This window comes from Pedobacter sp. BMA, assembly GCF_001027745.1.
Lineage (GTDB): Bacteria > Bacteroidota > Bacteroidia > Sphingobacteriales > Sphingobacteriaceae > Pedobacter.
Genome location: NZ_LECU01000010.1, coordinates 20,037 through 34,435 on the forward strand (window position 1 = coordinate 20,037; position 14,399 = coordinate 34,435).

Here is a 14,399-nt window from a genome sequence, read left to right on the forward strand (position 1 = left end):
GATTTAAACCAGGCTTCATCGCCATATCAAGGCAGGATCAAGGCAGTCAAATCCAACCATCCCTGCCCCCTAAGCTTCGTAATAAGCACCTTAACTCCACCGTTTAGCGCAAAAAGGTAGTGTCACTGTGGAGTAGAGGTGGAGTCAGATTTTGCAAATAACCCGCTTAGTCAATAATTTTCAGCAAAATCTGACATAGCAATTGGGTTTCTGCAATATTCTTTGTAATATAAGCCGACTAACCAAATTTATCATGCAAGATACGTTCCAGTTCATCTACGGAAAAGCAGGGATTATTCGCTCATTAAAATCCCTCAAGCTCATTACAATCGGTTTGTGTGCAACCATATTGCTTTTCGCAGGTAAAATACGCGCCCAGGTTCCGCTTAAAATAGATGACAATACCCCACACCAGCTCTTTACTTACAATCAAATCGACATTCTGGAAGATCCAACAGGTAAACTCGGCATCGGAGAAATCATCACTTCAGTATATCAACATCAGTTTAAACCCAATAAAAACCGGATCCCCAAAAACGAGCATCAGGCATCTGCTTATTGGTACAGATTTAAAATCTGCCACAATGAGGCCTCTCAAAAGAAATGGATCCTGGAGTTTTTTGATCAGTCCATAACCGACCTCAAACTGTACGTGTCCGACGGCTTCACCAGCTATCAGGAAAATTCATTCGGTACCCGATATGATTTTGCTAACAGGGTATATGAACATAAGAACTTTACATACGACCTCAATAATAATTCTAACAAACTGTTAACTTATTATGTCAGGATTAAATGTGATAATCCGGTAAGCGCTATTTTTGTGGTGCGCGATTTCAGGTGGTTTTTAGGCTATGCCATTAGCGAATACTTCATATTCGGGTTATTCTACGGTATGATCTTCGTGTTTTGCTTGTACAACCTGCTCATGTATTTTGCCATAAAAGGGAAACAATATCTGTATTACGTACTGTACAATCTCGGGATTGGCCTTTACGAAATGTGCAACGATGGTATTGCTTTCCAATACCTCTGGCCTTCTTTTCCTGCACTAAACACCTATGGATTCGGGGTTTCACTTTTCATCAGTAGCATATTCGGAATGCTCTTCACCATCAGATTCCTTTATCTCAAGGCAAAATCACCACTATTCCACAAGATAGTTTTGTGCACCATTTTTCTACGTACCGTATTTTTTCTGGCCTGTTTAATCTCTCCAACGCTTTTCAACTTTAAGATAATAGAAATCATCCCGCTGATCGTGGTTTTCTCATCTGCTATGTCCGTTTACCGGATGGGTTTCAAGCCTGCACTGTTTTTGGTTTCAGGTTACGGAATTCTCCTGTCTGGTTTCGCTGTTAAAATACTACTACTGCTCAAATGGATTCCTTACGGTACGCTGGCTTATTATAGTTTAAGTATTTGCTTTGTAATTGAAATGGTGTTGGTGTCCTTTGCAATAGGAAACAGCATCCGGAGTTTAAGAAAGAAAAAGAACTTTGCACAAAAACGGATTATAGAACAGCTTCAGGTGAATGATAAGCTTAACCAGACACTGAATAATGAACTGACAGCGATGGTTGAATCCAGAACGCGTGAGCTTCGTGAGAAGGCAGAAATTATTGAGGCACAAAACGTGGAAATTTCGGTAATGAATGCAATGTTGAAACAGGATGTTAAAGAACTGAACCTGAACATCGAGCGTGTAACTAAGGCACGTGTCATGGCTAAAAAAGTCGATTTTGAAGAGTTCAGCAGAATCTATCCTGACAAAGAAAGTTGCTTTAAGTACCTCTCTGAGTTAAAGTGGTCTGCGGGATATGCCTGTAAAAAATGCGGTAATGATCACTATTTAAATGGTGCCACACCCCATGCCCGTCGTTGTACCCGCTGTGGTTACGATGAATCAGTAATTGCCGGAACACTCTTTCAGAACAGCCGGATTCCAATTAATAAAGCACTCTATATGCTGCTATTGGTGTACAACTCCAAAGGCACAATATCTTCCTATAAACTCTCTCAGATTCTGGAGATCCGGCAGGGAACTTGCTGGACTTACAACTCCAAAATGCAGAAGATTTATCAGGAGAAGAAAGACATTGTGAAAAAGGCCGGGGAAGAGGGGTGGACTAAACTGATCATGGAGTAGAATGGCTATCAATAACCTAAATCGCTTAAATATTCACAAAAAAAAATCTTGCTGTTAAAGCGTATTGCCCTGATTTTGATCAGTAGCTATAGCGCTGTTCTAAACAGCTTTTTTGTTTTTAAGTTATTGCGTTTAAAGTGTATTGGTGTTGTCTTTAACTAATTGAAATGTAGTGTTTTATGTGTAATTTCTTTTTGTTTTTTGGTTTTAAATAGAATACGTTTGTGTTCTTAATTTCTTAACCAAATACAATTATGAGAAAAAAAATTACGCTATTTTTTAGTTTGGTTTGCTTTATGCTGCTCTCTGCCCACGCGCAGGAAGCCACCATAAAGGGAACCGTAAAAGACAAAGCAGGGGCAGGCATCCCCGGTGTTTCGGTGAAAATTAAAAACGCAAGAACGGGTGTCTCTACCGGGGCTGATGGTGGTTTTTCCATTACCGCACCATCCAATGCTACGCTGGTATTTTCAGCAGTTGGTTATACCCCGCAAGAGGTAGCAGTCAACAGGCGCACTACTTTTTCAATCATCTTGCTTGATGAACCCCAAAACCTCAGCGATGTGGTGGTAATCGGTTATGGTACTGCAACCAAACGCGATGCTACTGGTGCCATCTCCAGTGTTAAGGCTACTCAGCTAGAGAATGAAAATCCGCAGAGTCTGTCCGACGTACTCCGGGGAAATGTTCCGGGACTGTCTGTAGGCCTGAGTTCAAGTGCCAAAGGCGGGGGCGATTTCCTGGTGCGTGGCAAATCAACGTTAAGCGCCGGAAGCTCGCCATTAATTGTATTGGACGGCGTGATTTACAACGGACAGCTGGCAGATATTAACCCCAATGATATTGAAACGGTAGACGTACTGAAAGATGCCAGTTCACTGGCTGTGTACGGTGCCAAAGCTGCAACAGGAGTGATTGCCGTTACCACCAAGAAAGGTAAAGGCGATGAGCCACTCATCACCATCAACACCAATGCAGGTTTCGCCGAAATGGCCAAAAACATGCGCAGTTATGATGGAGAAGATTTCCTGGCCTGGAGAGGTGACGTATTAAGGAGCGGCGCAACAACACCGGAATACCTTTACAATGACCCCAGAAATCTTCCTGCCGGAGTCACGTTAAATCAGTGGTTAAACGGTCAAACGGGCGATCCCGTAGATTTGTGGCTCAACCGCCTGGGACTCGTGGCCAACGAAAAAGCCAATTACCTCGCAGGTAAAACAGAACCCTGGTACGATGATATTTTTAGAAAAGGCTTCCGCCAGGACCATACCCTAAGCCTGAGCGGAAGAAAACAGGAAATCAACTATTACATGTCTCTGGGTTACCAAAAGAACGAGAACGTAATTGAAGGTGGAGACTATACCGCCATCAGGGCCAGGATTAACCTGGAAGGGCAGGTCGCAAAATCAGTCACACTTGGAATGAACTTCCAATTCGCCGATCGCGATGAAGCCAGAACCGGCACCGGCTCACTCGAGGCAGACTGGACCCAACTCATCAATCTTTCCCCTTATGGAGACCGTTACCTCGCTAACGGAGAGTTGCGCCGGATCCCTACCGATGACAGCGGATTGAACGCCAGAAATCCTTTTTTAAGCATGACCTATAACGAAAGGATGAATAAACAGAATACCATTTTCGGAAGTGTATATGGCAAGGTGAAACTTCCGTTCGGCTTTAGCTACCAGATCAATTTTAGCCCCGGACTGGATTTCTACCGTACCTTCGATTACCGCTCCTCCAGAAACCCTGACGTGGTAACCCCAGGTGGTTCGGCAACCAGATCAAATGAAACCCGCTACAACTGGCAAGTCGATAACCTCATTAAATGGAATAAAACCTTTGCCAATATTCACAACTTCGATCTGACGCTGCTTGCAAATGCCGAAAAATACCAAACCTGGTGGACACAGGCAGGTAATGAGGGTTTCGTACCGGGCGATGTGCTGAGCTACCATAACTTATCAAGTGGTGTCAAGCCAACAACCAACAGTGAAGATAAAGTTTACACGGGCGACGCTTTGCTGGCCAGGTTGACCTATTCACTTTTACAACGCTACTACCTTACCCTTACCGTTCGCCGTGATGGATATTCTGTATTCGGCGTCAACTCAAAAAGAGCAACTTTCCCTTCCGCCGCGCTGGCCTGGGTATTTACCGATGAAAAGTTTCTTAAAAATCAAAAGTGGCTCAATTACGGAAAACTAAGGTTATCGTACGGGGTAAATGGAAACCGTGACCTGCGTAATCCTGATAACGGAACAGTGGATCCTTATGCTGCTTTAGCACAACTGACCAGTGGAAAATACCAGACGGTAACTCCCGGAGGCACAGCATCTGATGTAAACACGGTGCAGATTTCCAGCAAGATGGCCAATTCCAATCTGAAATGGGAGGAAACCACCGCACTAAATATTGGTTTAGACTTCTCGCTGTTTAATGACCGCATCAATGGTTCCATTGAAGCTTTTACTAAAAAAACAACCGATTTGCTGGTGCGGCAAACGCTGCCTAACGTAAGTGGCTATTCAAATGTATATTCTAATCTTGCCCGTATCAACAACAAGGGTGGTGAATTTAGTGTAACCACAAAAAACCTGATAGAAGGTAATATTAAATGGAGCACAAACTTCAATATCTCCTTCAACCGGAATAAGATTATCGCCCTTGCACTGCCAACCAACGATCCTGGTAATGGATGGTTTATTGGTAAAGACATCGACGTCATCTGGGATTATAAGGTTCAAGGCGTTTGGCAGGCAGATGAAATGGCTGAAGCAGCGAAATTCACCAAAGCAGCAATTAAAGCGGGTGATTTCAAACTGGAAGATGTGAATGGAGATTATGCCTATTCTGATGATGATAAACAATTTCTGGGATATAAAACCCCACGCTATTTTCTGGCGATGAGAAATGAGTTCAATATCTTCAAAAACTTTGATTTCTCCTTTCAGCTCTTATCCAACTGGGGACAGATGAAACAGTACAACCTGGCAAAGAACCAGCCCGGAAGTGTAGGCTTTGCCCGCTCAAATTCTTATGTATTTCCGTACTGGACACCATCCAACCCTATCAACGATTATGCGAGATTAAATTCAGGTTCCAGTGGCACCAGCTTCAATGTGTATTGGGATAATTCATTTATCCGCCTGAACACCGTTGCCCTGTCGTACTCTATTCCTGTAAACCTGCTAACTAAAATACGCGTTAAATCAGCAAAGATATATGCCAACGTCACCAATGCAGGTTATTATGCACCAACATGGACTTTTTGGGATCCGCAGAATGACGGACCAACTCCAAGATACTACACTTTAGGCCTTAATGTGACGCTTTAACATTGATGAATATGAAAAATACAAATAAAAACATTCTATTCTTTCTTGGATTCGTTGCCCTGATCATAGCCACAGGATGCAAGAAAAGCTATCTGGATTCCGAGCAGCTTTCGGCTTATGCTCCGGAGAATCTCAATAATCTCGTTGCCATGAAAGCCGCACTCAATGGTTTAGGTGCAGCAACCAGAAGAGAGTTTTTCGGCGATTCTGCACCTATGCTTACCGAATCAATCTTCTCAGACGTTGCCGTAGAGGGCACCACTGATAAAAATACACCTGCCCAGGACCTGATTTCGAGAATTACGCCGGATGCCAACCTGAACAGTGACGACTACAACAAAATAGGATGGTACTGGGAAAACGAATTCATTGCCGTTAGACAGGCCAACACCATTATCTCCAATATCGACAGGCCTAGCTACAGTTCCGAGGCAGAGAAAAACCTGATTCTCGGATCGGCATTATTTTACAGGGCTTATAACTATTATCGTTTGGTACATCAGTTTGGCGACGTCCCTTTACTTTTACAGGATCTGGAATCTCCTAAAGCCGATTTTTATTCCACCAAAAGAGAAGTGATCCTGGCTAAACTGAAAACAGATCTGGAGTTTGCACAAACCTGGGTAACCGACGGTGGTAATAAAGGTGAGGTGTCAAAAGGCGCAGTCAGCCACCTGCTCACTAAAGTCAACCTGGCCCTGGGCAAATTTGACGATGCCATAGCTGCTGCAAATAATGTGATTAATGGCGGTAAATATGGAATGATGACAGCGCGCTTCGGGAGCACCGCTTCAGATGCCAGCAAAAATGTAATCTGGGACTTGCACCGCATGGATAACAAGTCCATTGCCTCAAACCGCGAAGCGCTGTTTCTGGTAATCGACAGAGAGAATTTCGTGGGCTTCACCGCTAACGGATCGCAGCTGATGAGAAATACCGTACCAGCCTGGCATTTTGCAAATGTAAAAACACCTTCCGGCGCTACGGCCATCGTCGATGCCGTAACTGCCGAAATTCCCCTCACCAGAATGTACGGCAGGGGGATCGGACGTTATCGTGGTACGCCGTACAGCACAAAATACATCTGGACAGATAATACGGATTACCGGCATGCAAAAGGGATGTGGATGGATATGACGGATCTGGTTTACAATAACCCAGCCTTGAAAACTTCATCAAACGCTGCAGACAGAGCCCTTTACGGACAGCCGCTACAACCTTATTCGTCGTCAAATCTTGCCCAAAGATTTACCAATGGTGCACTTGATACCATTCGGCATTGGTTCGGATGGCCGCATTATAAGGTGTTTATCAATTCTACCAACGCACTGGCTAACGATCCATACTGGACGCCACCACGCGGAACAAATACGGATTGGTACGTGTTCCGATTGGCAGAAACTTATTTGCTGCGGGCCGAAGCCTATTACTGGAAAGGCGATCTTGCCCTTGCAATGGCCGATATCAATGTCGTTCGGGCACGGGCCAATGCAACCCTGTTAACCAACGCCAGTGCCATCACTATTGGTACCATTCTGGATGAACGCGCCCGGGAATTGTATTGGGAAGAACCCCGCAAAACAGAGCTGACCCGCATTGCCTATATTTTCGCACAAACCGGCAAAGCAGCATATAATGGAAAAGTGTATACCATTGCCGCATTCTCCGACAATAACTTTATGTACGACAGGATTATGGAGAAAAATGATTTCTATAAAAACCAGGTTCCAAACCTGCAGGGCGTAAATTATAAAATTGCACCATATCATGTACTATGGCCGGTTCCTGCTTCAGCTCAGCGATTTAACACCGAGGGAAGGATTAACCAGAATAAAGGCTATGCAGGATATGAACTTAATGTGCCTGCCCTGGATAAACTTCCGTAACTTTAATATGAATTTGAAGCATAATCTAGCGACTCCATGAAATTTAAAATCAATATTACATTACTGATTCTCCTGGCTTGCCACGTTGCAAACGCACAAAACGTTGATGTTAAAAAAGCCTTTGCATCCGCCGGCAAGCAAACTGATGTGCTTATCCGCAATGTCGACTCTGCCCGGTTGGTGAAGCCCAGCCAGGTTTCACCACGCACGGTAGAAAAGGGTCAGTTCAAAATGGTCGTTTCAAAAGACTGGACAAGTGGGTTTTTCCCTGCCGAACTCTGGTACTTTTATCAGTTTACGAAAGACGAAAAGTGGCTCAAACTCGCGAGAAAGTATACCGACGATATCAAAGAGGAGCAATACAACCGGGGTACGCACGATCTGGGATTTATGATTTACTGCCCCTTTGGAAACGGCTATCGCTTAACCAAAGATACCGCCTATAAGGCTGTAATTATCCAGGCGGCCCGGTCGCTTGCCACACGGTTTAACAAAACGGCAGGCGTACTGAAATCCTGGGACCATAATGGCGATAAATGGAAGTACCCGGTTATCATCGACAATATGATGAACCTGGAATTACTTTTCGAGGCGACCAAAATGACGGGTGATTCTTCATTTTATAAGATTGCCGTTTCCCATGCAGATCATACCATAAAAAACCATTTCCGGCCTGACTTCAGTTCTTATCATGTAATCGACTATGATACCGCTAAAACCGGGAACATTTTACAGAAGGTTACGGCTCAGGGCTACGAAAACGAATCAGCCTGGGCGAGGGGACAGGCATGGGCATTATACGGTTACACCATGTGTTTCAGGGAAACCCAAGACAGGCGGTATCTTGCTCAGGCAGATGGTATTGCAGGCTTTATCTTAAATAATAAGGTTACTCCAGCAGATGGTGTTCCTTATTGGGATTATAACGACCCGAAGATTCCAGATGCTTCAAGAGATGCCTCCGCTGCGGCCATTACGGCATCTGCATTGTACGAGCTGGCGAAATACAGCAGCAATGGAAAGAAATATAAAGCCGCTGCAGATCATATCTTGAGTTCACTGAGTAAAAACTACACCAGTAAGTTTGGCGATAACTATGGTTTTATACTCGAACATAGCACTGGTCATCGCCCTGCCAAGTCTGAAATTGATGTGCCCATTAACTATGCAGATTACTATTATCTGGAAGCACTGTTAAGAAGTAAATAGGAAGATTAAGTTGGAAACCTTATATCTTTGACTATCAAATGAAAAAGCCTGTCTGAGTACAGGCTTTTTCATTTGTTTTTAAAGTGCTTCAAGCTAAAGCTTTAGGGCAGTAGCCTGGTATCTGTCAGTTCCTGCTCAAGTTTCCACTTTTCCATTATTGGTTGTTCAAGTTCAATCTGACGGTATTCATCCGGCGACATAATCGGTACCCCATAAACAATAGGGAATTTACGTTTACATTCTATGCAAGTGAGTACTCCTTCCAGAACGTTTGAGTCGATGTCTTTTACAAATATGTCTAGCTTAAGGTCCTTTTTATCAAATGGACAGCATAGTTTTTCTATGGTTTTGGTTCTCATAATATTTTATTGTTTGTTGTTAATACTTGTTGATATTGCCTTGTTCGCGCAACGGGATTATCAGCGTTTAAAATCCCTGATATCACGGCAACACCATCGAAGGGTATCTGTTTACTCAACACATCCGCATTCTCCGGTGTGATTCCTCCCGAAACAAACAGCGGCAGATGGGTAAGCTCGCGTGCTGCGCTCACGGTTTCCGGTAATACAATGTCGCAACTCCCTGCCGAGCTCGAAGGGAACATCGAGCAAAAAGAGATATAATCAAGCTTATCCTTATGTGCAAGCCGTACCGTATCCAGATTTCCCGAACAGGTTACGCCGATCATAAAGTCTCTGGCCACTTGAGTTTTAATCCAGCTAAGATCATCCGGGAAAACATCGAAATGTACGCCGTCGAGCTCCGAAGGTTCTTTCAGCAGGGTCCACTCCTGGTTGATGAGAAGCGGAATTTGATAGGGATGGGAAAGAATGGATATTTCCTTTATAAAACTCAGCTTATCTATCCCTTCAGGCCAGTTATTCCAGATCTGCAGCACATCAATTCCTCCCGCCAGTGCCAGCTTAAGTTTATCCATTAAAGCAGCCCTCTGCATTGCCGGATCTATTACCAGATAGATTCCGCCTGTAATATTTTTCCTAATGTTGCTCATGTCCATCCTTTCTTTAGTGCAGAAAAAAAAGCATTCCAATACGGATCCGTAGAGAAATACGGCAGATCAACCAACTCATCCGCTTCTCGTATTTTGTATCCTTTTTCCTTTTCGGTGAAGCTACCGATGATAGTCGCCTGAATATTTTCACGCTCGAGCTGATCAGTTAGGTTTTTTGCCTGGTCACGGCTTACAGCCATGATCATACTCCCGGCGCCAACGCAGAATCGTGGATCAATTTCAAAGAGCCTGCATACCTCAATGGCCGTCTGGCTTACCGGAATCGCATGACTATCGATTTCTACGCCATTGCCAGAGGCAATAGCCATCTCATAAACTGCACCCAATACCCCGCCCTCGGTTACATCGTGCATGGCATTTGCCTGTCCGGCTGCGTTAGCAATCATCGCCTCTTTCAGACTTGATGTCTGGTAGAAAAGCTCACATCCTTTCTGATAGGTTTCTGTTCCTAGTCTGGCCACCAGAGTTTTAGGAAAACTCATGGATAAAATAGCGGTAGATGAGGTAGCACATCCTTTGGTTACTACAATGAGGTCGCCGGCCTGCGCTTGCCTGCTCAGTAAAATGTTTTGTGCAGGTGCCGTGAGCAGCATGGTGCCACCGCCAGCTATGGTCGAGTTTTGCCCCTCAATGCTACCGGTATGTCCGCCGGTAATCGCTACACCAATGGCTTTGCAGTATTGATGAACATGTTCCCAGTAAATATTGAAATCCTGTTTAGTCAGCGACGTAGGCAGGTTGAGCACCATTTGCGCATACATAGGAGCAAACCCGGTGGTAGCCATGTCGTTAGCCATTAAATGAACCGATAGCCAGGCTGATTCCTGCAAACCCAAAGAGGGGATCAACGACAAGGGGTCGCTTGTCATCGCCAGTGCCAGTCCGCCGGGCAGGTTGACTACCGAAACATCTACGCCAAAAGCTGGTCCGCAATGTACCTCACTACGGTTCTCTCCACAATGCTGAAGAATGATTTCCTCAAGACCATCGTTATCTATTTTTCCTAAGCCCAAAGTTTCAACTAATCCCTGAAGTGAACGTAAAGACCAAAAAAATCTCCGTAAGGCAAACTCCATTGCTGAAGGGGAAACCACTTTGGTAAACCGGTACAGGTCCATTCAATGGTATACTCACGTCCTTTTAGCGCCTTATGAACCTTTTCAATCAGCATTTGCGGAGTGTAAAAGGTAGCCGTAACGTAGAGTGGGTTTTTTCCGAATGCCTGCTGTATTCGTCGTCTGAAAAACTTGGGAGAATTTCGGTTCATCATCCCAAATGCAATTCCTTTTCTGCCCACTCTGGCGGCCTCCCTGATCACTTGCAGAGGGTCGCGGTAATACTCAAATGTGGTAATGAATGCCACTGCATCAAAGCTGTTATCTTTGAAAGGCATATAGTGAGAATCGGCATTGACCAGGTCGCCATCGAATAAGTGCACAGCCTGGCCGAGCATAAAGGGAGAAAGATCTCCGCCAGTGGCCTCAATGCCTATTTCTTTCCACCATCTGGTGAAGCGGGTAGTGCCGCATCCAAATTCCAGAAGTTCTTTTATGCCGGGATGGCTGGTGAGTAACTGACCCATCACCTTTTTCTGCCACACCTCTGCACGTTTGTAACGCCCTTCGTACCATTGCTCGTAAGTATCGGTATGTTCGCGGTTAAAAAACCATTCTTTCCGTCCCTGCCAGTTAGTAAGTTGGTCTGAAAGTACGCTAAAGCTTTTTTGTTCTAATTGCATATGTTTAAATATTTATTCCTGTCAGCTAACCGGTTTTAACGGATAGTGACCAGGGCAAAAATTCAAACAGCCAGGCAGCCGCAATCCTTTTGAGCCAATGCATCCCTACGCCGGTATTATCCGTGTCAGGTTCGCGGGTATTCATCTCAGCCTTTAACATTAGTTAAAAGCACCCCGTGCAACAATGGCAAATATATTGATTTTAAATTCTTTTTTGCAAACACTTATTGGCCTGTAATTTGCTTCACAGTGCTTATGAAAATACAAATAGAAGCCACAACCCAGCAACTTAATAGCCTCATTCAGCTTTTAGAACCAAATTCTGAATTAGCGGATTTAAAACAGCAGTTGGTTACCGCTATAGCGATGGATAACCATGAACAGATGGATGATATTCCAAAACCAGGTGATCATCCCATTATAGATAGGTTTGAATAGGAGCGGGCAGGGTGAATTTATTCATTCCCTTTTACCCCTTCAGCAACCGGTTCAGGATCTAAAATAAATCGCTTTTTAACGGCATTGTAGCTTACATTCAGGTAGCCGCCAACCCGCCCGATTTGATTGGAAACGTAGAAGTTATTTCCATTACTAAGAGGAACATTATCATAAATAATGGTCATGATGTTGCCCGTAGGAGTATCAATGTTTTCAAAGTTAAGCGTCTGAAAAATAGTATTGGTTTTTTTGTTAATGATCCTCAATGCGGTCATATTTGCATCTTCACCGGCACTCTTCTTTGCATACAAACCGACAAAATAATAGTCGTTCAACGATGCAAGCTGAAGGATTTTAATATCCTTAAACGCCTCATCCGAGAGATCGCTCAGTTTATTGTCAAGCTTAAGTTTAACTATTCGTTTGTTTTTTCCACTATTCCAGGTACCAATTAATTGCTGATTGGAAAACCGGAGTTGAAAGATTGCTGAAACCTTCCCATTGCTCCCAAGCTCGTAAAGTTCAATCTCATTAGTTTTTTGGTTAAATCTGCCTTCTAATCTGATGGGGTTGTTGAATTTGTCATACTTATAAACTCCAATTGCATTAAAAGTTTTTTTCGCAGCCTCACCAAAGTAGCCGTCTCTTATCTGAAATGATAAGGTAACCGGGTAATGATCAATAGCGCCAGCGTAATTGTAGATTTTGAACCAGCCTCCAAAGGAATCTACAGATGTTAAAACGAGAATGGCGAGCAGTGTAATAAGTTTTGCTTTCATGGCGATATAACTAGTGAATGATGTCATTATTTGTCGCCATACTTTCCAAAAAACCTATCATCTCCGGATAGAAATCTTCAATACTTCGGTACCGATCCCGGTGATTACTGTAGGCATCGAAAAATGAATACAGTTCTTTGGCCCCTTTGAAATGCTTGGATTGATTGGCTATCTCTGCATCCCCGCTTTCCTCTCCATATTTTTGAGATAGAATTTTTGCTACACAGGCTCTTACCAGCAACTCGTCAACTTCATTTTCCCAGTAGGCCTCATCAAGCTTCTTTCCGGCTGTAGTCGTTAAAAAATAACTCCTGATTTTAAATAGTCTATCATGATAATTGCTTAAAAAGTTTTTCAGGTAAATGTGACTGCATTCATGTGCAACAACATTCGGTGCAGGCTCAAAATTCACCAGGCTATCATCTGTTAGTTTTTTAGACTTATCCTCGATGTATCCTGCTTTAGCTATGATTTTTCCAGCAAATTTTTGGTCTTTCGAGGTGATGGCATTGCTTCCATGATTACATAAAAAATCAGTGTATATCACAAATTCACCACTTTGATTCGATTGATAAAACGAAACTACTTCAGCTAGTATTCCGCTTTTTTCAATATGTAACTCTCCCTTCTTGTTAATCTTGTTATATGCATTTTTGTGGTTAGTAAGGAAGGTTTCAACCTGACAATCCTTATAGAAAGCATTGAAATAGGAGATGAAAGTATCCAGAGAAGCATTTCTGATATAGTTGATTTCAGGTTTAATCTCTAGTTTAAAAGGATGCTTCTGAGAAAGAAAAAGTCCTAAAGATGCCATGTCAGGCCCATCCCAATTCTTTAAGTTTCGATACCAGTTCAGCGATTGATGTTGGTTATAGGATTTAAAATATGTTTTTACATCCTTGTAATAAGTAGATGGAGTAGGTTTTGTATCTAATGTGTTTGCTGTTGCCAGCGTGTAAAATATACTTAAGGCTTCCACTCTAGGGTCAGTTTGTATGGAAAAGATTTTCTGGCCAAAAGATATTGTAGTAAGCAGGCTCAGTAATAGGGTAGTGGCGTATTGGAAAATGGGCTTTCGGTTCATGATCATCAGTGTTGCCGCTAATTTAACATATAATGACCCTAATCCAAAATCAGGATCTGATTGCAATCAATGTAACATTTAATATTCAATATACAGCCTCTAGATTAGATATTTTAAAGTTAATCTTGAAGTCGTTATATTTGTTATCTATGAAAACGCATAATACAATACTTACAATTTTGTTTCCCGTATTACTCTTTTCCTGTAAGAAAGACGTCGCCGAGGTAACTGAAAAACAAACTTATGTCCAGTACTTCAAAGCAAACGTAGCTGGTCAGTCTCTAGATATAAAAGGATCAAATTCTACAAACAGAGAAATTTTCCGCGGCAGCAGAACCATAATCGGCGACGCTGATGGTACGCAACATGAGATGTATACGGTAAATGTCGCCCTTCAGGCTACAGTTCTAAACACCACATCCCCTTCAAAACTGCAGTTTCAAATATTCGATATCAGGCCAAAGGAATATCAGCTAGCAAACGGTGATGCCTACCAAAAGGATTTTTCAACGCATATTTTTTTGGTAACCGACCTGGGTAGGCCAGATTCAAAGTTATATACGACCAGCGCTGTTAAGTCGCCGTTTCATATTGTTATTTCAAAATACGATATACCAAAAGACAGTGGAATTCCTTTTGTGGGGGGCAAACTGGATGGTGTATTATACAATGTTAAAAACCTCCAGGATTCAATTGTGATCCGCAATGGTGTGTTTGATGTTCGGTTTTAAACAAAAGCTAG

General features: G+C 43.1%; 12 protein-coding genes and 1 riboswitch. Of the genes, 6 read left to right on the top strand and 6 right to left on the bottom strand.

Annotated features, from left to right (window positions below):
• Positions 1–253: 253 nt before the first annotated feature.
• The 4 genes from AB669_RS19980 to AB669_RS19995 all read left to right on the top strand — a co-directional run bounded on the left by AB669_RS19980 (position 254) and on the right by AB669_RS19995 (position 8,585).
• Positions 254–2,149: a 7TM diverse intracellular signaling domain-containing protein gene (locus AB669_RS19980; RefSeq protein ID WP_053058503.1), complete on the top strand. Its 1,896-nt coding sequence runs from the start codon at positions 254–256 to the stop codon at positions 2,147–2,149.
• Positions 2,150–2,403: 254 nt separating this feature from the next.
• Entirely contained in the window at positions 2,404–5,490 is a 3,087-nt protein-coding gene (locus tag AB669_RS19985; RefSeq protein WP_047801136.1) for a SusC/RagA family TonB-linked outer membrane protein, read from the top strand.
• An 11-nt stretch (positions 5,491–5,501) separates the two neighbouring features.
• A complete protein-coding gene (locus AB669_RS19990) occupies positions 5,502–7,376 on the top strand; it encodes a RagB/SusD family nutrient uptake outer membrane protein (RefSeq protein ID WP_047801227.1) in 1,875 nt (624 codons plus the stop codon).
• Between the two features lie 36 nt (positions 7,377–7,412).
• Positions 7,413–8,585 carry a glycoside hydrolase family 88 protein gene (locus AB669_RS19995; protein ID WP_047801137.1) on the top strand — a complete coding sequence of 391 codons (1,173 nt, stop codon included), beginning with the start codon at positions 7,413–7,415 and terminating at the stop codon, positions 8,583–8,585.
• A gap of 101 nt (positions 8,586–8,686) precedes the next feature.
• Here the strand turns inward: AB669_RS19995 and AB669_RS20000 are convergent, their stop codons facing one another.
• The 4 genes from AB669_RS20000 to AB669_RS20015 are packed head-to-tail and all read right to left on the bottom strand — an operon-like array spanning position 8,687 to position 11,356.
• Entirely contained in the window at positions 8,687–8,944 is a 258-nt protein-coding gene (locus AB669_RS20000; protein WP_047801138.1) for a Trm112 family protein, read from the bottom strand.
• Positions 8,941–9,597: a thiamine phosphate synthase gene (locus AB669_RS20005; RefSeq protein WP_231582723.1), complete on the bottom strand. Its 657-nt coding sequence runs from the start codon at positions 9,595–9,597 to the stop codon at positions 8,941–8,943. Before AB669_RS20005 ends, AB669_RS20000 begins: the two co-directional genes overlap by 4 nt.
• The gene (locus AB669_RS20010) at positions 9,594–10,694 is read right to left on the bottom strand and encodes an AIR synthase family protein (RefSeq protein ID WP_047801140.1); all 1,101 of its coding nucleotides are present in this window, start codon (positions 10,692–10,694) and stop codon (positions 9,594–9,596) included. The genes AB669_RS20005 and AB669_RS20010 overlap by 4 nt, the downstream gene beginning before the upstream one ends.
• Positions 10,640–11,356 carry a class I SAM-dependent methyltransferase gene (locus tag AB669_RS20015; RefSeq protein ID WP_047801141.1) on the bottom strand — a complete coding sequence of 239 codons (717 nt, stop codon included), beginning with the start codon at positions 11,354–11,356 and terminating at the stop codon, positions 10,640–10,642. The genes AB669_RS20010 and AB669_RS20015 overlap by 55 nt, the downstream gene beginning before the upstream one ends.
• A gap of 85 nt (positions 11,357–11,441) precedes the next feature.
• Positions 11,442–11,543: riboswitch (TPP riboswitch) on the bottom strand.
• A 68-nt stretch (positions 11,544–11,611) separates the two neighbouring features.
• On the opposite strand from AB669_RS20015, the gene AB669_RS22260 reads away from it, so the two are divergent.
• Positions 11,612–11,794: a hypothetical protein gene (locus AB669_RS22260; RefSeq protein WP_047801142.1), complete on the top strand. Its 183-nt coding sequence runs from the start codon at positions 11,612–11,614 to the stop codon at positions 11,792–11,794.
• A gap of 17 nt (positions 11,795–11,811) precedes the next feature.
• Here the strand turns inward: AB669_RS22260 and AB669_RS20025 are convergent, their stop codons facing one another.
• The gene (locus AB669_RS20025; protein WP_156166813.1) at positions 11,812–12,573 is read right to left on the bottom strand and encodes a hypothetical protein; all 762 of its coding nucleotides are present in this window, start codon (positions 12,571–12,573) and stop codon (positions 11,812–11,814) included.
• A gap of 10 nt (positions 12,574–12,583) precedes the next feature.
• A complete protein-coding gene (locus AB669_RS20030; RefSeq protein ID WP_047801144.1) occupies positions 12,584–13,723 on the bottom strand; it encodes a DUF4932 domain-containing protein in 1,140 nt (379 codons plus the stop codon).
• Between the two features lie 83 nt (positions 13,724–13,806).
• On the opposite strand from AB669_RS20030, the gene AB669_RS20035 reads away from it, so the two are divergent.
• Positions 13,807–14,388 (top strand): DUF5025 domain-containing protein, encoded by a 582-nt coding sequence (locus tag AB669_RS20035; RefSeq protein ID WP_047801145.1) that lies wholly within the window; start codon positions 13,807–13,809, stop codon positions 14,386–14,388.
• Positions 14,389–14,399 lie beyond the last annotated feature (11 nt).